Genomic DNA, 21526 nt, shown 5'->3' on the forward strand with positions numbered 1-21526 from the left:
ATCGCGAACAAGGACCCAACGGATGTCAGTGAAACTTCCGAACGAAGAGCAATTGGCCGATGTGGCCGACCGGCTTGGCTTCAACCTCAGCCCCGAGGACGTGAAATCTTTCCAGGGCCTGATGCAGGGCTATGTCGACGCCTACAACATCGTCGACGAGATGATCGACCCTCTGCCCGAGATCACCTATCCGCGCACCCCCGGCGTCCGCCCGCCGGAGGCCGAGAACGAGCTGAACGCGTGGTACGTGAAATCCACCGTGACCGGCGCGCCCGAGGGCAAGCTCAAGGGCAAGACCGTGGTGCTGAAGGACAACGTCATGCTCGGCGGCGTGCCGATGATGAACGGCTCCTCGACGCTCGAAGGCTACATCCCCAACGTGGACGCGACCATCGTGACGCGAATGCTGGACGCGGGCGCGACCATCGTCGGCAAGGCGCATTGCGAATGCTTCTGCATGTCCTGCGGCTCGCACACCTCGGCGCTGGGGCCGGTGTGCAACCCGCATGACAAGGGCCGCTCGGCGGGCGGCTCGTCATCCGGCTCGGCGGCGCTGGTCGCCAAGGGCGAGGTCGACATGGCCATCGGCGGCGACCAGGGCGGCTCGATCCGCATGCCCTCGGCCTTCTGCGGCACCGTCGGCATGAAACCGACCCATGGCCTCGTGCCCTACACCGGCATCGTGCCCATCGAGATCACCGTGGACCACGCCGGCCCCATTACCTCGACCGTGGCGGACAACGCGCTGCTGCTCGAGGTTCTCGCTGGCTCCGACGGATACGACAGCCGCCAGATCGACATCTCGGTGTCGGACTACACCGAGGGTCTGGACAAGCCCGTGAAGGGCATGAAGGTCGCGCTGCTCAAGGAAGGCTTCGGCCATCCGCATTCCGAGGCGGCCTCGGACGACAAAGTGCGCGAAGCGGCCAAGAAGCTCGAAGCGCTCGGCGTCGAGGTCGAGGAAGTCTCGATCCCTTTGCACCTGCTCGGACCGGCGATCTGGACCCCGATCGGCCTTCAGGGCCTGACCCAGACCATGATGCTGGGCGACGGCTACGGCACCTCGCGGCCCGACCTTTACGTCACCAGCTTCATGGACTTCCACCGCGGCTGGCGCGAGCGCGCCGACGAGCTGTCCGAGACGCTGAAGGTGGGCATGCTCTTCGCGCAATATGTTGATGACCAGCATGGCAAGCGCTACTACGGCAAGGCGCATAACATCGTTAAGACCCTGCGCGCCGCCTATGACGCCGTGCTGGCCGACTATGACGCGATCCTGATGCCGACCGTGCCGATGGTGGCGACGCCGCTTCCCGGCAAGGATGCAAGCCGCGAAGAGATCGTCCAGCGCGGTTTCGAAATCCTGCACAACACCGCGCCCTTCGACATCACCCATCACCCGGCGCTGTCCGTGCCCTGTGGCAAGGTCGATGGCCTGCCCGTGGGCATGATGCTGGTCGGCAAGATGTGGGACGAGCAGACGCTCTACACCCTTGGTGATGCGTTCGAGAAATCCGGCGACTGGACGAGCTGGTAAGCCCTCTTCCCGAGGACTGCGTCCGCCTCCCTGCGGGGCGGGCGCCTTTTTCTTCCGCCAGACCTTCCGGAGACACAGACCGATGAAAGATGTAGACGGGCCGATGATGCTCGAGACGGTGCTGGGGCTTGCCTCGGACCGTGAATGGCATGACCGGCTGCACGCGCTTGAACACGAGGGGGGGCTGGAGACGATCGCCATCCCCGAAGCCGACGCCGCCCGCAAACGCATGCGGGTCACCACGGACCGGGGCCGTGACTGCGCCATCGCCCTGCCGCGCGAACAGACGCTGACGGATGGCGCGGTGCTGTTCCATGACGGCAGGCTTGCGATCGTGGTGCGCATCGACGGCGCGGCGCGGATGCGGCTGAAGCCTGCCTCGGTGGACGACGCACTGCGGCTTGGCCATTGGTGCGGCAACCTGCACTGGAAAGTGGTGTTCGGGGATGGCGTCATGGACGTGGTGCTCGACGGCCCGCGCGAACGCTACGAGGCGCGGCTGGTCGACCTGCACGAGCTGGCCTCCTTCGAGATCCTGGGCGCGAAATGAGCCTCTCGACCATCCGGGCCATGCAGCTTGCGGACAGCGGCTTCCCCTCAGGGGTTTTTGCCTATTCCTGGGGGCTGGAGACGGCGCTCGCCGATGGGCAGGTCTGCAAGCGGACCCTGACGGACTGGGTGGCGGCAGAGCTGCGCACCCGCTGGCTGCGTTTTGACCGGGTGGCGCTGGCCGGGGGCTTCCGGCTGGCGGGTGAGGCGCTCACCGATTGGTTCCACACCGTCGATACCCTGATGCCGGTCGAGCGCAACCGCCGAGAAAGCGCCGAGGCGGGGGATGCGCTCTTTGCCTCTGCCCGCGCGCTGCGCATCTCGATGGACCCTGGCGCCGAGGCGGCGCAGGCCAGCGGCACCGGTCATTTCAGCGTGGCGCATGGCGTCTTTCTGCGCGCCTGCGGTCTCACCCTGACCGAGGCGCTGGAAACCTCCGCGCTCAGCATGGCGCGCGGCGCGTTCTCGGCCGCCGTGAGGCTCGGTGTCTCGGGCGCGATCACCACCCAGCGTGACCTGCTGGCGCTGGCGCCGCTGCTGTCCGAGCTGGCGGTCGCGCCCGCCCCGGACGATCTACCCTCGGGCTTCATGCCGCTGTCGGACGTGGCGCTGATGCGCCCGCACGAGGGCCGACTTTTCATCAACTAGGAGGCGATGATGCACCTGACCCCCACCGAAATGGAGCGGCTGACCATCTTCACCGCTGCCGAGCTTGCCCGCCGCTACGTGGCGCAGGGCATCCGCCTTGCCCACTCCGAGGCGGTGGCGCTGCTGGCAGACGAGTTGCTGACCTTTGCCCGCCATGGGCACACCCATTCCCAGATCGTGTCGCACGCCTCGACGCTGCTCACCCATGAGCAGGTCGAGCCGGGGGTCGCGCACCTGCTCAAGACCTTCTCGGTCGAGGTGTCCATGGCCGAGGGCACCAAGCTCATCACCGTCTTCGACCCCATCGCCCCCGGGCCCGGCGATCCGATCCCCGGCGAGGTCATCCCCGCCAAGGGTGAGATCGAGATCAACGCGGGCCGCGCGCCGGTCACGATCACCGTGCTCAACACCGGCGATCGCACCATCCAGGTCCGCTCGCATGCGCATTTCTTCGAGGTGAACCCGGCGCTGCAATTCGACCGGGCGCAGGCGTTCGGCATGCGGCTCGACCGGCCCTCCGGCGGTGGCGAGCGCTTTGATCCGGGCATCGAGAAAGAGGTGGTGTTGGTTCCCTACGGCGGCAAGCGCGTCGTCCACGGCTTTGCCGGGCTGACCGAAGGGCCGGTCGAGGGCGGTCTGGATGCCGCGATGCAAACTGCCAGCGAGAAGGGCTATACCAAATGAAGCTGACACGCGACGTCTATGCCCGTCTCTATGGGCCGACCACCGGCGACATGGTGCGCCTTGGCGATACCTCCCTCATCGCCGAGATCGAGAAGGATCACACCCATTACGGCGATGAGCTGACCGCCGGTGCCGGCAAGATTATGCGCGACGGCGAGGGGTTCAGCACCACCGGCACGGCAGCCAACGGCGCGCTCGACATGGTGATTATGAACGCCGTCATCATTGACGCGGAACTCGGCATCGTGAAGGGCGACATCGGCATCCGGGACGGGCGCATCGTCGGGGTCGGCAAGGCAGGCAACCCCGACATCATGGAGGGTGTCACCCCCGGCATGACCACCGGACCCAACACCACCACCGTGCACGGGGACAACCATTTCGTCACCGCCGGGGCCATCGAGGCGCATGCGCATTTTCTGTCCCCCCAGCAATGTCACCACGCGCTGGCGGGCGGCTGCACCACTATGATCGGCATGTCTCCGGGGCCGAACTTCGACGTCTCCTGCTCGGGGCCGAACGTGCTGGGCAAGCTGATCCAGGCGGCGGATGAATACCCGATCAACTTCGGCTTCCTCGGGCGCGGAAACTCCAACTCCGAGGCCGTGGCCGAAAGCGTCAGCGGCGGCGCGCTCGGCGTGAAGATCCACGAGGATTTTGGCGCGTCACCGGCGGTGCTCGACGGCACGCTGACCGCTGCCGATGACGCGGATTTCTCGGTGCACCTGCATACTGACACGATCAACGAATTCGGCTTCTACGAGACCACGATGGACGCCATCGCTGGCCGCAGCATCCACATGTACCACACCGAAGGGGCAGGGGGCGGCCACGCGCCGGACATCCTCGTGGTAAATGGCTATCCCAACGTGCTGCCATCCTCGACCAACCCCACCAACCCCTACACGTTGCCCGCCCTCGAAGAGGGGGTGCCGATGACCATGCTCGCCCACATGATGAGCTTCGATTTGCTTGAAGACGTCGCCTTCGCCGAGGCGCGCATCCGGCCCCAGTCCATGGCCGCCGAGGACCTGCTGCACGACAGCGGCGCGATCTCGATCTTCGCCACGGACACACAAGGCATGGGGCGGCTGGCCGAGAACCTTGCCAAGTGCTGGCAGCTGGCCTCAGTCATGAAGGACCGGGTGGGCCGTCTGCCAGAGGAAACGACCGAGAGCGCCGACAACGAACGCATCCTGCGCTACATCGCGAAATACACCACCAACCCGGCAATCGCGGCGGGCATCGACCACGAGGTCGGCTCCATCGCGCCCGGCAAGATGGCTGATATCGTGCTCTGGCCCTTTGCCTTCTTCGGGGCCAAGCCGTCGACAGTGATCAAGTCCGGCACCATCGTCTGGGCCACCATGGGCGACGGCAACGGCAGCTTCTCCGGCTCCGAGCCGATGATCCACCGGCCAATGTGGGGCTCTCTCGGCACTGCCAAGCACAAGCTGGGCGTCACCTTCGTTTCGAAGCTGGCCATCGAGGCGGGGACCGAGGCGAAGCTGGGCGTCCAGAAGCCCTTCGTCCAGATCAAGAACGTGCGCAAGCTGGGCAAGGCCGACATGGTTCGCAACACCGCCCTGCCGAAGATCACCGTCGATCCGCAGACCTTCGAGGTCGAAGCCGACGGCGTGCCGCTGACTGCGGAGCCCGCAACAGACGTTCCCCTTGCAAGAAGGTACTTCCTGAGATGACAGCCGCCCGTGTCGGTATCGGGGGCCCCGTGGGCTCCGGCAAGACTGCCCTGATCGAAGCCATGCTCGGCGTGCTCGCCGAGACCGGTATCGAAACCGCCGTGATCACCAACGACCTCGTCACTGACGAGGACGCAGAGCGGCTGCGCAAGGGTGGCAAGCTGGCCCCCGATCGGGTCCGCGCAGTGCAGGCTGGAGCCTGCCCGCATACGGTGATCCGCGAGGACCCGACGCTCAACATGGCCGCCGCCGACCGGCTCGAGGCCGACTACCCCGGTCTCGATCTGATCTTGCTGGAGAGCGGGGGCGACAACCTCGCCTCGACCTTCTCGCCGAATCTCGTGGATTACTGGATATTCGTGATCGACGTGGCGGGGGGCGACGACATTCCCCGCAAGAAGGGGCCGGGGATCCTGCAGGCGAACCTGCTGGTGATCAACAAGGCCGATCTCGCGCCGCATGTGGGGGTCGATTTCCCCAGGATGCTGGCCGAGGCCACGGAGGTGCGCGGTGGCAGCGCCGTTTTGCCCACCGTCTGCCGCAAGGGCGAGGGGGTTGTCGAAGTGGTCGAGCACCTGCGCCGCGAAGTGCTGTTCAAGTGAAGGATCTCACGCCAGAGCATCCGCAGGTCTTCCTGACCTGCGGGATCGGCCCCGATGGCGGTACGGCGATCCTGGGCCGCCTCGTGCAATGGCCGTGGTCTCTGCCGCGTGGTTACCGGCGTGACGGGCTGTATGGCCCGCTGACCATCCTGCCGCAATGCGCCGGGGCGGCCCTGCTGCCCGGGGACCATTGGCGCCACGCGGTGACGGTGGAGCAGGGGGCCAGCGTCGACATGATCGGCGCGGGCGCACTGATGATCCACGCCGATGCCCGGCGGGGCAGGGCGTGCCGGTCGGACTGGACCTTCCAGGCGGACGAAGGGGCGACCGTCCGGCACCTGGCCGATCCCAACGTGCTCATGACCGGGGCGAAGATGCACCAGCGCATTTCGGTGGCGCTGGCCCCCGGCGCCAAGGCGGTGCTCTTCGATGGGTTCTGCCGCCGCGCGCCGGAAGCCGAGGCAAAAGGCGGTTACTGGGACTCGGATTTGCTGATCGAGGACACTGCAGGCAGGACGATCCTGCGTGAGCGACAGCATGTCACCGAAGAAGACCTGATCCGTCTCGGCGCCCTTCGCGCTGGCATTACCGCCTTTGGCACCGTCACCTTCGTCGGCAGCACGCCTTTCGAAGATGGCCCGCTCGACCTGCCTGACTGCTACGCCGCCGCCGGGGCGGCGCGAGGCAAGGCGGGGCAGGTGATCCGCATCGCGGCAAGGACCGGAGGCGCGCTTGACCGCGCCTTCCGGCAGATCGGTTCCCTTATTTGAACGGTGACAGATCGGGGCGCTTCGTGTGCAGGTCGGTGACCCGCTGGAACGCCGCGCCGAGCTTGAACAGCTTGTCCTCGGTCAGGGCGTGCCCCATCAGCTGGAACCCGATCGGCCCGCCCCGGCTGTCGAAGCCGCCCGGCAGGGTGAGCGACGGCATACCGGTGAAATCCGCGGGCGCGGTGAACTTGAGCATGTTGCCGAGGTTCTCGCCCTTGCCTGCCAAAGGTGCTGCATAGGTGTTGTCCAGCTCTGCCATCGGCGCATCGGTGATCGGGAACAGCACCGCGTCCAGCCCGTGCATCGCCCGCGCCACCGCGCCGTTATACACCAGCCGCCACTGCATCGCCGCGCCGACCTCCTTGGCGCTGAGGCCAAGGCCGTAGTCCAGCAGTTCGGTCAGGTGCGGTGCGTAACCGTCGCGCTGCTCGGGGAAGCGGCCCTCGTGGGCGAGCGCAACCTCGATGGCGCAGAGTACTGTCCACTGGTCCACCGCATCCTCGGGCCAGGGGAAGGATACCGGCACGATCTCGGCGCCGAGGGACTCATAAACCGCGATGGCCTCTTCGATGACGGCAGCGGTCTCGGGGGCGGCGCTCTCGATCACGGCGGCGCGGTCGATGCCGATGCGCATGCCCCGGATTGGCCCGGCGCAGCCTGCAAGGTAATCTGGAACCGGCGCCATCAGGGCCGTGGGGTCGTTTGCGTCGGCCCCGGCAATGGCGGTCATGATCGCGGCGCAATCCTCGGCGGTGCGCGCCATCGGTCCCACGTGGTCGAGGCTGTCAGCCAGCGCGAACACGCCGTGACGGCTGACACGGCCCCAGGTGCCCTTCATCCCGGTGATCCCGTTCGCGCCGGAGGGAAAGCGGATCGACCCACCGGTGTCCGATCCGGTGGACCCCAAGGCCATGCCTGCCGCCACAGAGACGCCCGAGCCGGACGAGGACGAGCCCGGCCAGAGCTTCGCGTTCCATGGGTTCTTCGGCACCGCCATCCGGTCGTTGTGGCCGGAATAGGCGCCCTCGGTCATGCCAAGCTTGCCGATGGTGATGCAGCCGGCCTGTTCGAGGCGCTGGGTCACCGTGGCGTTGCGCCCGGTTTCGTTGTCCTTGAGCAGCGCGAGCCCTGCCGAGGTTGGCGCGAAGTCGGTTTCGCACAGGTCCTTCAGCGCAAAGGGAATGCCATGCAGCACACCGCGGTCAAGCCCGGCAGCGCGTTCCCGCGTCGCAAACGCGGCCTTTTCGCGGGCGCGATCTGCGGTCACGGTGATGAAGGCGTTCAGTGCGCCGTCCACCTCGGCAACGCGGTCCAGCACGGCCTCGGTCACGTCCGTGGGCGTCGCTACGCCAGATGCGATCAAGGCGCTGGTCTCTGTCAGCGACAGGTCGGGGATGTCACGGGTGGACAGGCTGGGGGGCTTGGAATGGGCGTTCATGGAGATCTCCGGCAGTGTACTTGAAAAATAAAATACCTAAAAATAAACAAATGACAGACGAGATGCGGCTTCGGCGCCGACTTGTCAGTTTGCCCGCCGCGAGCGCACATCAAACAGGCATCTTGCGGCATTGCCCCCTCAGCGACTTCCACAGGATTTGTGCGAAGGTCCAACGTTCCGTAACGATTCACACATGAAAATCGGTTTGATCCTCTCTCACGAAGGCCTCGCCGGCATTTGGACACTTGCCTGTCAGGGCGGTGCGCTGCTTGCGGCGGCCGAGCTCAACGCCGCCGGGGGTGTCCTCGGCGAGGAAATCGAAATCGTCGAGATCGACTCGGGCGACACGCCAGCCAGCGCCTACAAGGCCGCGCAGCGGCTTGCCATCGAAGAGAACGTCGATGCGGTGATCGGCATGCAGTCGAGCGATCTGCGCCCCGCCGTGCGGCGCGGGCTCGGGGGGCTGGCCCCATATGTCTACACCTCGCACTACGAGGGGGGCTTTTGCGGGCCGGGCACCGCACAGCTCAGCTGTACCGATGGTGAAGTGCTGAACCCGTCACTGGACTGGATGGCCCGGCGCCACCGGGCGAAACGGTTCTTCTTCGTCGGCAATGACTACATCTGGCCCCGCGTGGCCCATGGCACCACCGAAGAGGCGGTGAACTTCGCTGGCGGCCAGTTCGTCGGTGAGGCGCTCATTCCCTTCGGCGCGCGCGATTACGACGCGGTGCTCGACCGTGTCCGCAAGGCACGGGCGGACGTGGTTGTCATCGCCATGCTGGGAGAGGACGCGGTCTGCTTTAACCGCGCCTTTGCTGATCACGGCCTTGCGCGCAACGCCATTCGCCTGAACCTTGCCTTCGACGAATCCCAACTTATGGGGCTGGCCGATGGGGGGGGCGAGAACCTTTACGCCGCGCAGCCCTATTTCGACACCAGCCGTGCACCGGGACGGGACGCGCTGGCCGAACGATATGACGCCTGTTTCTCCGGGCAGCGCCCCGTCATGACCGCCAATTCGGTGCATTGCTACGATGCACTCCATTTGGTCGCGGCCATCGCCCGGCAGGTCGGGCGCGTGGATGGATGCCAGATGGCGCATTTCCTGCGCCCTCGCCTGAAGCGCGACCATGCCTACCGGATGATCGGCCGGACCGATGCGGATGCACGGGTCCGCCTCGCCGAGGCGGATGGCGTGGACTTCGTGGTCCGGCAGGCCTTCACCAATTAGCAAAGCGTGACATTACGGCAATCAGCCATCTGCGAGTAGGTAGTCGCGGTTTCAAATGTTGTGGAATTGTTCAACCTGCGGTGCTACATCCTGTATAGTTTCAGGGTGATGGACGGAGGCACCATGGCGGACCCCAAGTTTACCGAGCAACTCGGGTATCTCATTGCTCGGGCCAACCGTCTAATCGAAGAGGATCTGTCGCGCCGCCTGTCCTCAAACGGCATTGCGATCGAACAGTACCGCGTCCTGAAATCGCTCGAAGGCGAAGGGCCTATGACCATGGGCCATCTGGCCGAAAGAGTCCTCGTAGAACCCGCGACGCTGACAAAAATCATTGATCGCATGGTTCGCGAGGCGCTGGTGTTTCGCGTTCCCGATGAACAGGATCGCCGCAAGGTCCGCGTGGCACTTTCGTCGAAAGGCGTGGCGCTGTGCCGCGAGCTTGAGAACGTAGGCGACGATCACGAAAAGCACGTGGCAGAGGCGTTCGGCTCGGACGAGCTGGGCGATGTCCGGCGTCTGCTGGCCGGGCTCAGCCAGGACTGAGCTCGGACAGGCAGTCGATCACGCCGTGGGGCGGATCGCCCGGACAAGGCCGGTAGTGCGGGTTGGTGGTGATGCGGATCCCCCGGACCCCGGCAGCCGCCGCTGCCTTCATGTCGGTGGACACCTGATCCCCGATCATGATGGTGTCGCCCGGGTCAGCCCCGAGCAAATCCAGCGCAGCCAGCAGCAATCCCGGCTGCGGCTTGCCAAGGATAACTGGCTCAAGCCCCGGGACCGCTGCGTCGAACAGCGCGACAAGGGCACCGACGCACGGTTCGAACCCATCCTCCACCGGTGACAGGACGTCAGGATTCGTGGCGAGCAGGACCGCACCGTTCAGCAGCGCGTTCGTTGCGATGCGCAGCTTGGTATAGCCAAGGTCGTAATCCGTACCCAGCACCACCACTTCCGCCCCGGCATCCTCGACCACGTGCCCCCCGGCGGCGATGACCGATGTGCGCAACGCGTCACCCCCGATGACGTAGCAATTCGCCCCAGGACGGTTGGTCTGCAGCCACGCGGTCAGTGCCTCAATCGGTGTGATCACGTGGCTGGGGGCGACCGGAATTCCGAACCCGTTGAGAACGCGTGCGAACTCCGCCGCTGAGTGGGCGGAGTTGTTGGTCGCGAAAGCCAGCGGCACCCCGCGCTCGAACCAGCGACGCAGAGCCACCACGGAGGAGGGGATGGCCGCTTCGCCCCGCCAGACCACGCCGTCGAGGTCCGAGATCACTGCCCGGATCGGCTTGCTCATCGGATTGCTCCCGATGCGCGGACATCGCGGGGCGCGGCGTTGAACTGCCGCGAGAAGCTGCGCGAGAAATGTGCCGGGCTGCGGAAGCCGGTGCGATAGGCTACCTCCGATATCGCCAGACCTCCGTGGCCATCGGACACCAGCAGCTCGTAGGCTGCCTGAAGCCGGCGGTTGCGCACGAACTCCGACACGGACTCGCCGCCATCGGCAAAGAGGGCATAGAGGTGGCTGCGCGAGATACCGACCGCACGGGCGATGTCTGCGGGCGCCAGTCCCGGATCCGGAAGGTGGCGTTCGATGTGTTCGATGATGCGCTGGCGGGTGCGGCTGCGGCCACTGCGGCTTGGCGGCCCGCTGACCTCCTCGGCGCCGAGCATCAGCGCAACGAGTGCGACCATCTCGGCCCCAAGCGCCTCGGGCTGCCGGGGCGGCGCGGTGCGAAAGACTTGTGCGGTGGTCGAAACCGTCCTGGACACCAGCGCAGCCATCTGTGGATCTGCGCCAAAACGCCCGCCCACGTGCCGTTCCACATCCATGAGCCGCGCCCCGAGTGCCGATGCGGGCAGCACCACAACCCGCTGCGACAGGTTTTCGAACGCAGTCAGATCATAGAACCGATCCCCTCTCAGCAGCACATAGGCCCCGGGCCGCACCTCGCCTGTCATCCCCGACTGGCAGAAACGCAGCGGCGATTGCATGGGGAAGACGAGGTGATAGCAGGGCTCGGTCGATCCCGAGTTGACGAGGCGGGTGACGGCGTCACCCCGGTGCAGGATGTTGACCGGCCCAAGCGTCAGCTGGGTGGGGCAGGAGGGCTCAGGAGTGTGGCGACGCATCGTCATGGGGCTGGGTCTTCTTGCTGGTGGAAAGGATACGAACCCCCTGCGCCGAAAGCGTCGCGGCAATCGCGCCCTGCGGCGGGGTGTCAACGACAAGGAGGTCGATCTCGGGCCAGCTCGCGATGCGGGCCAGCGCTGGCATGCCGAACTTTGAACTGTCGGCAAGAACGGCAACCCGTCCTGCCTGCCGGAACATGCGGCGACAGATGCCCGCCGCGTGATCGTCAATGTCATAGACGCCCGAGCCGTCGATTCCCGAGGCGCCGAACATCGCCCAGTTGGCACGGTAGCGGGTCAGCTCCTCGATGGCCTGCGGACCCCAGGCGTAGCGCTCAGTTGGGTGGAGGCGGCCGCCGAGGGTGATGATCTGCGCGCCGGGATTGTCACACAGCGCCTCGGCAACGGAATGATAGTTGGTTATGGCCGTGACCTGCTGTGCGCCGGCTGCAAGACTGCGCACCATGTGCCAGCAGGTCGATTCGCTGCCGATCATGACGACCTCACCGGGACCAACCAATGCCGCCGCCTCGGCACCGATCCGGTGGCGGGTGTTCACGTGCATGGTGCGCCGTTCTGCCAGTGGCGCCTCGATCCGCAACGGCCGTTCGGCGCCACCATAGGTGCGCCTCAGCAGGCCGCGCCGATCGAGGTCTATGATATCCCGGCGGATTGTCTCGTGTGACACATCAAGCTTTTGCGCAAGTTCCGAGGCGCGCATGCTTGGCTGGGCGCGCAGCTCGGTCAGAATGCAATCCTGCCGGGCGGCGCGGTGGCGGCGTTGCGATGAAATGTTCGGCTCGGCCATGCAGTCCCCAGGCGTCTGTCGTGCGGCGAACGCCACCTGAGTACCACTCTCTTTATTGAAAGTTGCATTTTCAAGTATGTAGATTAAAGCAGGCAGGCCTCTTGCGGGGCCCGCCTGTTTCTTGTGCGTTGTTGCCGGGTCTCTGCTCAGACCAACCGCAGCCAGCTGTCGAACCGTGGGTCCATCATCATCGCGCGTCCGCGCATGTATTTCCAAAGCCCGTATTTCTGGAAATCAAAATCCCAGTCGGTCAGCTTGCGGTTTACCACGGCCCAGCTGCCCCATTTCATGTCCGCGAGGATGCGGCACAGGGTTACCCGTGCCTGCATCTGCGGTGACACCTTGCCGAAATAGGTCTCGATCAATGCATCGGTCTCGTCCTCCTCGAGAAACATCTCGCAGGCAAAGACGCCGATGTCGTAGCTGCGCTCGTTGGCCGAGGCGAACTCGTAGTCGATCAGCTTCAGTTCTCCCGAGGGCGAGAACAGGAAGTTGCCCGGCATGGGGTCGTTGTAGCAGGTCACCAGGTCGAGGCCCGACGCGGTGAACGCCGCGCGGATCTTTTCGTAATGGTGCAGCAGCCAAGGCAGATCCTCGGGCATGGATGAGCCCAGTTCAGCCGCCTGCTTGAGGTGCTCGTCGATCAGGTCGAAGATAGTCTTGCGCTGGCTCAAAACCGGGCTGGAGTGCAGGGTACGAAAGAGGCGGATCACCTGATCGCGTACATCGGCGCGCATGAAATCTGCCGTGGTGCAGGTGGTGTGTCCCTCGAGGAACTCGTGCACCTCCGTGCCAGTGGCGTCATCGTGAAAGATCACCTCGGGCGCGATGCCGACACTGTGGGCGGCCACGGCAGCCTCGTAGGAAGTGGCCCGGTTGATGAAGATCTCGGTGCCGTCGCCGGGCACCTTGAGGAAATAGGACCGCGCGTCCCCGGCCACCGATATGTGCCAGTTGCGATTGTTGAGCCCACCCACCATCATCCGGTAGCTGATGTCATCCTCGCGCCCGGCCCATTCGGGCACCTTGCGGATGGCGGCCTCTGCGTTGGTTTCGTCGATGGTGCGGGCCTCGCCCAGTTTGCGGATGGGGATCATGCTGCGCTCCTCAAGCGTTCGCCAAAGCGGGGATCGCGCAGGGCGGCGCGCAGCCGGACCAGCCGCCACAGGCCGAACTTGTAGAATTCCTCGTTCTTACGGGGGCTCAGGTGACCCATCAGCATCCCGATCATGGTCCAGCGCAGATCGTCCGCGATGCCGTGCAGGCGCACCCGGTCGAACACCTCGTCCTCATCCGGCAGGCCGAACAGTGCCGCCGCGCGCGAGAACGCGGCCCGAGCGGGCGGTTCGAAGGCGTACATCTCGACCAGGGCGCTGCCCAGTTCCTCGCAGGGGCTGCCCATGCCGGCGCGGTCGTAATCCACCAGCCGGATCTCGCCCACCTCGTTGAACATCACGTTTGACAGGTTGCCGTCCCCATGGATCGGCACCGGCGTGTCGTGCCCCTTGCGGGGGGCGGCGAGCATCACCGTGTCAAAGAGGAACTCCAGGTCAGGCGCGGTTGGAGCCTTCGTGTCGTTGATCAGCGCATGCAGGCGTGGAAGCTCGGTGAAGACATCGGCGCAGGCGGGGAGGGCAGGGCCCGCCCCAAGCCGCGCGCGGGCCGCCAGCACCCGGTCGACGAAGTCCGGATCGGCCGCGTGTTCAAGACCCGCGGTCCGCCAGCCGTCGCCGAGATGTTCGGTGACCAGCACCCCGTCCCCGGCATGAAGCACCTTTGGCCCGACCCCCAGCTCACCTGCAATGCGCGCCGCCTCGAACGAGGCGTCCGGGTCGATGTAGAAGGATGTGTCAGGGTGCAGTTGCTTGACGAAAAGCTGTTCACCGCTGTCGCCGTCGCGCACCACGAGAGGCGCGCCGTCTACGCCGCGCCAGGACGGAGAGGCCAGGACCGGGATCGCCGCCTCGGTGATGAGGGGGCGTCCGTCCCAGCCGGGAATACGGTGGATGATCTGCTCGATGTCCATGGGATCCTCGCGTTGTCGCCGCAATGAAACCATGGCCCGGACAGGTTGTCCTGCGCCGATCGGGGCGGGATTTGTCCCAGAGTCCAGTATGTCGTGACGCAGCGCCCCGCGCCGCCGATGGCGCCTGTCTGCAGCATCGGCGCGGGGGTAGACAGGGCGGGCTTTCAACGCGGGAACCCCCAAGATGCATGATGACCTGATCGCCCTTATCGACCGCTTCTCCCAGATCGGCTCGACCATGGACGGAGGCGTCCGGCGCCTGACCGGCAGCCCCGAGGATGGCGCGGCGCGCACCCTCTTCGCGCAACTGGCGACCGAGAGGGGCGCCAGTGTCATCACCGACGCTGTCGGCAACATGTTCGCGACCTTCCCCACAGCGCCCGACGCGGACACCACCGTTCTGTGCGGCTCGCACCTCGACAGCCAGCCGACGGGCGGGCGGTTCGACGGCACCCTTGGCGTGCTTGCGGCGCTCGACGCGGCGGCGGCGCTGCTTGCCGAGGGGACGCCCCTGCGCCACAACATCACCGTTGTGAACTGGACCAACGAGGAAGGCGCCCGCTTCCAGCCCAGCCTCACGGGCAGTTCTGTCTTTACCGGCAAGTACACGGCCGACTTCGCCCTTGGTCTGCGCGATCGCCTTGGCACCAGCATGGGCGAGGCCCTTGAGGCGATCGGCTGGCTGGGCGAGGACAGCCTCGGCCTGACCCCGGTCCACAATCTCGAACTGCACGTGGAGCAGGGCGGCCACCTCGAGGAAAGCGGCGTTCAGATCGGCGCGGTCACGGCCTCCTGGGGGGTGCGCAAGCTTACCCTGAGCTTCGTCGGCGCGCCGTCCCACACCGGCCCCACGGCCATGCCGCAGCGCCGCGATGCCATGCGTGCCGCCGCCCTGGCCATCACCCGTTTCCACGACCAGATGGAGGCCGAGACCGCCCGGCTTCACTGGTCCGCCGCCAAGATCGTCGCCGAGCCGGACAGCCCCAACGTGGTGGCCAGCCGCGTCACCGTGTACTTCGAGATCCGCAACCCTGATCAGGCGGTCTGCACCGAGGTGGGCGACCGCTTCATGCAGGCCATCACCAAGGATGTCGCCGCCCTTGGCTGTGCCATCGATGTCGCAACGGACGAAGCCCGCCCCGGCACGCCGCTGTCGGCTGAAGGGGTGGGCATGACGCTCGAGGCGGCCAGTGCGCTTGGGCTAAGCGCGACCCCCATGCTGACCATTACCGGTCATGACGCACTGGCGCTTGCGGCGGTGATGCCCAGCACGCTGGTCTTTGTTCCCAGTGTCGGCGGCCTCAGCCATAGCCCGCTGGAACTGACCCATCCCCAGGATCTGCGCAACGGTGGCGCGATGATCCAAGCGCTGCTGCGGCGGCTCACCGCCTGATCGCCGGCCCCTTCAGGCCGCGCGAGGCAGACCCCGTCACAGGTGGTGCTCAAAGATCCGGCGAAGGGGCAGGCTGGACTGCAGCCGGTTGTCCAGAACCAAGAGGCCGCCGAATTTGCGCTGCAGGTACAGCACGTCCATCGGCACCGAGGGCGGCTAATAGCCTTCTCGCGCCGGTTCCATGCCCTCGGTGTTGAGGGTACGAAGAATGGCTTGATCGGAAAAATCAAAGCGCTCGGCTCCTAGGGCCTCGAAACCGCGCCCCATCAGCGCCAGCGCGCTTGCAGCGAAAGCGTCGTTTCCAGCACCCGTGCCAACCAACCCGAGGGCCTCAGTCGCGGTCTCGGGGCGAGCCGCGTCGGCGGAGAGGCCAGCCGCACCGCGACTCGGCCATGGGCATCAGCGTCAGCCCGGCCTCGGTAACGTCATTGGTGTGATCGACCAGAAGGGGCCGGGCGCGTCGTCCGGGCCGATGATCTATGTCGCGTTCTCCATCGGATTTCTGTCCCAGCCTCGCGCCCGCCGCATGAGAAACCCGCGCGCTGCGCCGACGGCTTTGGCTGATTCCACTCGGCTTTGCAGGCCGTCTTTCCGGCGTAGCGCTGCAGTCGATCCCTCTGATGGTTCTGGGCACTGCGTTGACCAGCGCATCCGGTTACGGCTTCACATATCAGTCCTCGCTGTCGGAAATCTCGATGCTGGCACCGGAGAACACTGCGCGTGCCAACGCCGGCTTCTTTATTTACGCATACAGCGGTTTTACAATCCCGGTGATCGCGACCGACGGCCTTGCGGATGGGATCGGGCTTGTTCCGGCCAAGGCCAACTTTTCGGCTGTGCAGCTCGCGTGCCTCGCATCCCTTGCCCTCGCATGGCGCAGCCGGCTCGACGGGCTGGAGGGGGCAGAGGCATAATCCACGGGGCGTCCGGGCGGCGTGTCCACGCTGCTAGGGATCCGTCATCCAGTCTGTCCCCGATCTCCACCCCGTCGCTAGACGAGCCGACCGCCACGCCAAACGGGCGGCCGGCGTGGTCTTTGTCGGGTCGTCAGTCGGGTGCTTCGACGAGGATCTTCACATGGGACTTCTCCGAGACCAGCGCCTCGAAGCCTTCAGTGACGATATCCTCCAGGGCGATGCGCTTTGTGACCAGCTGATCGGCGCTGAAATAGCCCTGGGTCATGAGCGCCATGACTGCGGGGTAGACGTTGCGATAGGCAATGGTGCCCTGCACCTGACGTTCCTTCAGAACGACCGTGTTGGGCTGGAAGGAGGCTTCCTGTTCCCAGATCGAAACGATCAGAACCTGTCCTTCATGGCGTGTGGCGTCGATGCACTGGGGAAGGACCCGTGGCACGCCGGTCACTTCGAAGGCGACATGAACCCCGCCGGTGGCAGAGCGGATCTCGGCCACTGCATCTGTCGATGTCGGATCAATCACCGATGTCGCGCCAAGATCCAGCGCCTTTTGTCGCCGCACCTCCGAGGGTTCGACGACGTGGATTTCCGACGCCCCCGCGACGCGCAGCGATTCCACCACCAAAAGCCCGATCGGGCCGGCGCCGAAGACGGCGGCCTTGTCACCGGCCTTGATCTTGGACAGGCGAACGGCGTGCAGGGCGACGGCTGCAGGCTCCACGAGCGCGCCCTGTTCCATCGACAGGCCATCAGGCATTCTGTGAACCATGCGCGCGGGCACGACGCTGTGTGCGGCGAAGCCACCATGGCCGCCGGACAGGCCAACGAAGCCAAGGCTGTCGCAAAGGTTGTACTTGCCCTCGAGACAGGCGGGGCAGGCCCCGCAGGCAAAGATCGGCTCGATCGCGACGCGGTCCCCGACCGAAAGGTCGGTGACACCCTCGCCCAGTTCAGTGACCGTGCCGCAATATTCGTGCCCCATGGTGATCGGCGCCTTGTCGTGGCTCAGGGGGTGATCTTCGTCCACGGGCACGAAGATCGGCCCGGCCAGATACTCGTGCAGGTCGCTGCCGCAAATCCCGGTCCACGCCACCTTGACCTTCACGTCGCCCGGACCCGGCGTCGGGTCCGAAATGTCTTCGACGCGAATGTCCTTCACGCCATGCCAACGTGCTGCTTTCATGTCTTTTCTCCTATGTCAGAAAGGATGCGCCCGGCAGGAGCAACGGCCAGGCGCCGCGGCGCGCGCCCACGGGCGCGGCCATGTCAGGCCATCACGACAGGTGATGCACCTCCTGCAGGCCGTAGACCGGGGTATCGATCCCCTCCATACGGGCCTTCAGCTGTAGCGCGAGGTACAGCGAGTAGTGGCGCGACTGGTGCAGGTTGCCGCCGTGGAACCAGAGGTTCTCCTGCTGGGTTGGCTTCCACATGTTGCGCTGCTCGCCCTCCCAGGGGCCGGGGTCCTTGGTCGTTTCGGATCCCAGGCCCCAGACCTTGCCGACCCTGTCCGCCACATCCTGGCTGATGAGATCGGCGGCCCAGCCGTTCATGCTGCCGTAACCCGTCGCCATCACCACGAGGTCGGCATCGAGATGCGTGCCGTCCGACAGCACCACGCCTGTTTCATCGAAGCGCTCAACCTGGCCTTTGACCAGCTTCACCTCACCATCGATGATGAGCTGACTGGCACCCACGTCGATGTAGTAGCCCGAGCCGCGGCGCAGGTACTTCATGAACAGGCCCGAGCCGTCGTCACCCCAATCGAGATCGAACCCGGCCCTTTCCAGCCCGGCATAGAACTCGGCGTCACGCTCTTTCATCTGGTCGTAAAGCGGGATCTGGAACTCGTGCATGATCCGGTAGGGCAGGGAGGCAAAGACCATGTCGGCCTTCTCGGTGGTCATGCCGCCGGCAACGGCGTCTTCGGAGTAAAGCGCGCCAAGGCCGATTTCCATGAGGCTGTCGGACTTCACGATATGGGTCGAGCTGCGCTGCACCATGGTCACGTCGGCATCCGCTTCCCAGAGCGCGGCGCAGATGTCGTGAGCCGAGTTGTTGGAGCCCACCACGACAACCTTCTTGCCGGACCACTCATCGGGACCGGAATGCTGCGATGAGTGCTGAATCGTGCCCTTGAAGCTGTCCATGCCCGGGAAGGACGGCATGTTCGCCTTGCCCGACATGCCGGTTGCAAGCACCAGCTGGGTCGGTCGCAGAGTCACCTCCTCGCCGTCGCGGTTGACCTTCACATCCCATGTGCCGCTGGCTTCGTCATAGCTGGCCTTTTGCACTTCGGACCGGGTCCAGTAATTGATCTCCATGACCTTGGTGTACATCTCGAGCCAGTCACCAACCTTGTCCTTGGGCGTGAAGACCGGCCAATTGTCGGGGAACTTGATGTAGGGCAGGTGGTCGTACCAGATCGGATCATGCAGGCAGAGCGACTTGTACCGTGAGCGCCACTGGTCGCCCGGGCGGTCATGTTTGTCGAGCACGATGGTGGGAACGCCAAGCTGCCGCAGCCGCGCGCCAAGCGCGATGCCGCCCTGGCCGCCGCCTATGATGACGGTATAGGGTTGCTCGGTGTAGCCGAGCTCTGCTGCCTCCGCCTCGCGCTTTTCGGTCCAAGACTTGCGGGACTTGGACGCGCCGTGCTCTGCCCCCATCGGGCGGCGTTTGCCCCGGCTTTCCTCGAAGCCCTTCAGTTCCTGCAGCGCGGTGAGCAGCGTCCAGATGCGACCGTCTTTCAGGCGCATCAGGCCCCAGCCCCTCCCGACGGCGGTCTCGAACGTGACCCAGGCGGTGATGACACCGCCCTCTTCGGCAGGAAGCTCGCCCTTCTGGAGTGCGAAGTTGCCCGGCTTCGTGTGAGCGAGCTGCGCCGTGAGCATATCCTGCACACCTGCGGGGCCTTCCACGGTCTTGAGGTTCCAGCTCACGGCAACCAAGTCGCGCCAGTAGCTGTCAGTGGCAAACAGGGCGCTTGCAGCCTTCGCGTCGCCCTCCTCGAGGGCGGCGTTCAGGCGGTCGAGCGTGCCTTGCACTTCGGTGGTGACGGTCGAGTCGAGCATTGCGTATCCTCCTCATAGGCAATGTGATGAGGAGAGTGTGGCGATCCGCAATGCCCCCCGGCCACGTCAATCTGACGATTTTCGGTGTCCCGAAGGTTGCGGCGTCGCAGCATGTTGCAAACGCAACGCCGCGCAACGGTTCAGCCTGGTGCGCGCAACCCTTCCTTGCGGATGCGGCGCAGCACGGTCGATCTGTTCACGCCCAACCTGCGGGCGGCACGTGCCATGTTCCAGTTGCAGGCGTCGAGCACCGCCTCAAGGTCCTGCTTCGCCTCGCTGGGCTGTGGCGGTTGGGGCAGGTCTGGCAAGTCGATCACGTCCCCCATCGCCAGCGCGCAAGCCACGTCAAGCACATGGCCCAGCTCACGCAGGTTGCCGGGCCAGTCGCGGGCCATCAGTTCGGCCCGTGCCGAGGGCGTGAGCCGCATGTCGCCGCCGCAGCGCCGCCGCAGCAGCCGGTCGATCAGCCAGCCGAGATCCTGCCGCTCGCGCAGGGGTGGCAGCTCTAGCACGGTACCGGCAATCCGGTGATAGAGTGCACTTGGCAAGGTTTCGTGCGACATCAGGTCAGATGGCGACAAGCCGCTTGTGGCGATCGGGCGCAGTTCCGGGTGCGCATCGAGAAGCCCAGGCAGGGCGCGGGCGGCACCCTCGGAAAGATCCTCGACGCGTCGGAGCAGCAGCGTCGCCTTGCCGGGCTGTGCAATGATGAGCCGGGCCATCTCGTCCACGTCGGCGCAGTCCACTGTCAGGAACCCTCCGCGCCCGGAGGCCATGTGCAGCGCGCGGGCAAGCTTGGTCTTGCCGCTGCCGCTCTCACCGCTGATCAACAGCGGAACGGAGGTCGTCGCCAGCCGCTCCGCCCGGGACAAAAGGCGCTCCATGCCGGGATCGCTGCCTGCCATCCCGGTCAGGACGCCGCTGCCGGTACGAGCGACCGTCGCGCCTGGAGGGCGGCGCGGGGCCTGTGGCGAAATCGCGTGACCGAAGACCGCGCCACCATCGCCAAGGGCGACCACGCGGTCCTCGGTCGGGCGGTCGCGCATCAGGTCGGGAAGATCGTCGACGCTGATCCCGAGCAGGCTGTCGATCCTCTCTCCGATAAGGGGCTCGCCGCGCGATAGCATCCGCGTCGCCGCGTGCGTTGCCCCGATCACCCGGCCTGACCCGTCGAGCGCGATAGCGCCTTCGGGGTCCACGTCGAGGAACTCCGGGCTCGAGGAGAAACGGAACACCCATTCGCGGCGGCTCGCGGCCATCAGGTTCGCCATCTCGACCCGGCGCGCTGCCGCCGTCACCATCGACATGGCGAGGTTCTGGCTGCTTTTCGGGGACGGCGAGCGCAGCAACGAAATGTCGAGCACCGCCGCCAGCTGCCCGAGGCTGTCGTAGATCGGCGCAGAGGTGCACGAAAGCGCGGTATGCGCGTTGCCGAAATGGTCATCCTGGTGAACCGTGACCGGCTCTCCCGTCACGATGCAGGCGCCTACGCCGCAGGTTCCGGCAAGGTCCTCGGACCAGTTCGACCCCAGATAAAGGCCGGCCCCACGCAGTTCATCAGCGAAAACGCTGTCACCGAAGAAATCAACGCACACGCCTTTCGCATCGGTCAGCAGCAGAACGTAATTCTGCCCCGCAACCTGCCGGAAGAGGGTCTGCAGACTGGCACGGGCTGCGCCGATCATCCACTCGGCCTGATCGCGATGGGTGCGGAGCTCGGCATCGGTGACGATATGCGCGGGCTCGGCGCGGGCGGGGTCCATGCCATAGAGTTCGACGCAGCGCCGCCAGGACGCATCGACATAGCTGTCGCGGCCGGTGGCCCGGCCCTCCAGAACCTGCGCGATTTCCTCGACGTGATGTCGCTTGACCATTGGAACGTTCTCCCGACGCCGACTGTACAGTCAAACCATGCTCGCACAGATGGTGAACTTTGGTCGTAGGCTTGGGCAACTTCGTACCCTTTGACCGACTCCGCTGAAACCTCCGCAGTTTGAAGCTCGCCTTTTC

The 21526-nt window shown here is 65.6% G+C and carries 20 protein-coding genes; 11 read left to right on the plus strand and 9 right to left on the minus strand.

Features of this window, described 5'->3' with window-relative positions:
* Nucleotides 1-22: 22 nt before the first annotated feature.
* The 7 genes from IEX41_RS19665 to IEX41_RS19695 all read left to right on the plus strand — a co-directional run bounded on the left by IEX41_RS19665 (nucleotide 23) and on the right by IEX41_RS19695 (nucleotide 6490).
* Nucleotides 23-1537, plus strand: a complete 1515-nt coding sequence (locus IEX41_RS19665) for an amidase (protein WP_188792033.1) — start codon at nucleotides 23-25, stop codon at nucleotides 1535-1537.
* A gap of 82 nt (nucleotides 1538-1619) precedes the next feature.
* Nucleotides 1620-2087 (plus strand): urease accessory protein UreE, encoded by a 468-nt coding sequence (locus IEX41_RS19670; protein ID WP_188792034.1) that lies wholly within the window; start codon nucleotides 1620-1622, stop codon nucleotides 2085-2087.
* Entirely contained in the window at nucleotides 2084-2734 is a 651-nt protein-coding gene (locus IEX41_RS19675; protein WP_188792035.1) for an urease accessory protein UreF, read from the plus strand. Before IEX41_RS19670 ends, IEX41_RS19675 begins: the two co-directional genes overlap by 4 nt.
* Nucleotides 2735-2743: 9 nt before the next feature.
* A complete protein-coding gene (gene ureB / locus IEX41_RS19680) occupies nucleotides 2744-3418 on the plus strand; it encodes an urease subunit beta (RefSeq protein WP_188792036.1) in 675 nt (224 codons plus the stop codon).
* Nucleotides 3415-5118, plus strand: coding sequence for an urease subunit alpha (gene ureC, locus IEX41_RS19685; RefSeq protein WP_188792037.1), 1704 nt, complete (start codon nucleotides 3415-3417; stop codon nucleotides 5116-5118). Before ureB ends, ureC begins: the two co-directional genes overlap by 4 nt.
* Entirely contained in the window at nucleotides 5115-5720 is a 606-nt protein-coding gene (gene ureG / locus IEX41_RS19690) for an urease accessory protein UreG (RefSeq protein ID WP_188792038.1), read from the plus strand. The genes ureC and ureG overlap by 4 nt, the downstream gene beginning before the upstream one ends.
* Nucleotides 5717-6490: an urease accessory protein UreD gene (locus IEX41_RS19695; protein ID WP_188792039.1), complete on the plus strand. Its 774-nt coding sequence runs from the start codon at nucleotides 5717-5719 to the stop codon at nucleotides 6488-6490. Before ureG ends, IEX41_RS19695 begins: the two co-directional genes overlap by 4 nt.
* Here IEX41_RS19695 and IEX41_RS19700 read toward each other — a convergent pair.
* Complete coding sequence (locus IEX41_RS19700; protein WP_188792040.1) at nucleotides 6483-7928, minus strand: amidase; 1446 nt, start codon at nucleotides 7926-7928, stop codon at nucleotides 6483-6485. The two genes, IEX41_RS19695 and IEX41_RS19700, sit on opposite strands and share 8 nt — an antisense overlap.
* Before the next feature lie 193 nt (nucleotides 7929-8121).
* On the opposite strand from IEX41_RS19700, the gene IEX41_RS19705 reads away from it, so the two are divergent.
* Both IEX41_RS19705 and IEX41_RS19710 read left to right on the plus strand, forming a co-directional pair.
* Complete coding sequence (locus IEX41_RS19705; RefSeq protein ID WP_229673391.1) at nucleotides 8122-9162, plus strand: substrate-binding domain-containing protein; 1041 nt, start codon at nucleotides 8122-8124, stop codon at nucleotides 9160-9162.
* Nucleotides 9163-9285: 123 nt separating this feature from the next.
* Nucleotides 9286-9708, plus strand: a complete 423-nt coding sequence (locus IEX41_RS19710) for a MarR family winged helix-turn-helix transcriptional regulator (RefSeq protein ID WP_188792041.1) — start codon at nucleotides 9286-9288, stop codon at nucleotides 9706-9708.
* Here the strand turns inward: IEX41_RS19710 and IEX41_RS19715 are convergent.
* The 5 genes from IEX41_RS19715 to IEX41_RS19735 form a co-directional block, all read right to left on the minus strand.
* On the minus strand, nucleotides 9695-10462 hold the full coding sequence (locus IEX41_RS19715; RefSeq protein ID WP_188792042.1) for an HAD-IIA family hydrolase: 768 nt from the start codon (nucleotides 10460-10462) through the stop codon (nucleotides 9695-9697). The genes IEX41_RS19710 and IEX41_RS19715 overlap by 14 nt on opposite strands.
* Nucleotides 10459-11304: a helix-turn-helix domain-containing protein gene (locus IEX41_RS19720; protein WP_188792043.1), complete on the minus strand. Its 846-nt coding sequence runs from the start codon at nucleotides 11302-11304 to the stop codon at nucleotides 10459-10461. The genes IEX41_RS19715 and IEX41_RS19720 overlap by 4 nt, the downstream gene beginning before the upstream one ends.
* Entirely contained in the window at nucleotides 11279-12106 is an 828-nt protein-coding gene (locus tag IEX41_RS19725) for a DeoR/GlpR family DNA-binding transcription regulator (protein WP_188792044.1), read from the minus strand. Before IEX41_RS19725 ends, IEX41_RS19720 begins: the two co-directional genes overlap by 26 nt.
* Nucleotides 12107-12252: 146 nt before the next feature.
* The gene (locus IEX41_RS19730) at nucleotides 12253-13203 is read right to left on the minus strand and encodes a choline/ethanolamine kinase family protein (protein WP_188792045.1); all 951 of its coding nucleotides are present in this window, start codon (nucleotides 13201-13203) and stop codon (nucleotides 12253-12255) included.
* On the minus strand, nucleotides 13200-14132 hold the full coding sequence (locus tag IEX41_RS19735; RefSeq protein WP_188792046.1) for a phosphotransferase: 933 nt from the start codon (nucleotides 14130-14132) through the stop codon (nucleotides 13200-13202). Before IEX41_RS19735 ends, IEX41_RS19730 begins: the two co-directional genes overlap by 4 nt.
* 184 nt (nucleotides 14133-14316) lie before the next feature.
* Between IEX41_RS19735 and IEX41_RS19740 the strand changes: the two genes are divergently transcribed.
* Both IEX41_RS19740 and IEX41_RS19745 read left to right on the plus strand, forming a co-directional pair.
* Entirely contained in the window at nucleotides 14317-15525 is a 1209-nt protein-coding gene (locus tag IEX41_RS19740; protein ID WP_188792047.1) for a Zn-dependent hydrolase, read from the plus strand.
* 638 nt (nucleotides 15526-16163) lie between these two features.
* Nucleotides 16164-16439, plus strand: a complete 276-nt coding sequence (locus tag IEX41_RS19745; RefSeq protein ID WP_188792048.1) for a hypothetical protein — start codon at nucleotides 16164-16166, stop codon at nucleotides 16437-16439.
* A 133-nt stretch (nucleotides 16440-16572) separates the two neighbouring features.
* Here the strand turns inward: IEX41_RS19745 and IEX41_RS19750 are convergent, their stop codons facing one another.
* The 3 genes from IEX41_RS19750 to IEX41_RS19760 all read right to left on the minus strand — a co-directional run bounded on the left by IEX41_RS19750 (nucleotide 16573) and on the right by IEX41_RS19760 (nucleotide 21390).
* Nucleotides 16573-17625, minus strand: a complete 1053-nt coding sequence (locus IEX41_RS19750) for a 2,3-butanediol dehydrogenase (RefSeq protein WP_188792049.1) — start codon at nucleotides 17623-17625, stop codon at nucleotides 16573-16575.
* Nucleotides 17626-17716: 91 nt separating this feature from the next.
* Complete coding sequence (locus IEX41_RS19755) at nucleotides 17717-19516, minus strand: NAD(P)/FAD-dependent oxidoreductase (RefSeq protein ID WP_188792050.1); 1800 nt, start codon at nucleotides 19514-19516, stop codon at nucleotides 17717-17719.
* A 140-nt stretch (nucleotides 19517-19656) separates the two neighbouring features.
* Complete coding sequence (locus IEX41_RS19760; protein WP_188792051.1) at nucleotides 19657-21390, minus strand: sigma-54-dependent Fis family transcriptional regulator; 1734 nt, start codon at nucleotides 21388-21390, stop codon at nucleotides 19657-19659.
* Nucleotides 21391-21526 lie beyond the last annotated feature (136 nt).

It is taken from the genome of Salipiger pallidus, assembly GCF_014643635.1.
In the GTDB taxonomy this organism is placed as follows: Bacteria; Pseudomonadota; Alphaproteobacteria; order Rhodobacterales; family Rhodobacteraceae; genus Salipiger; species Salipiger pallidus.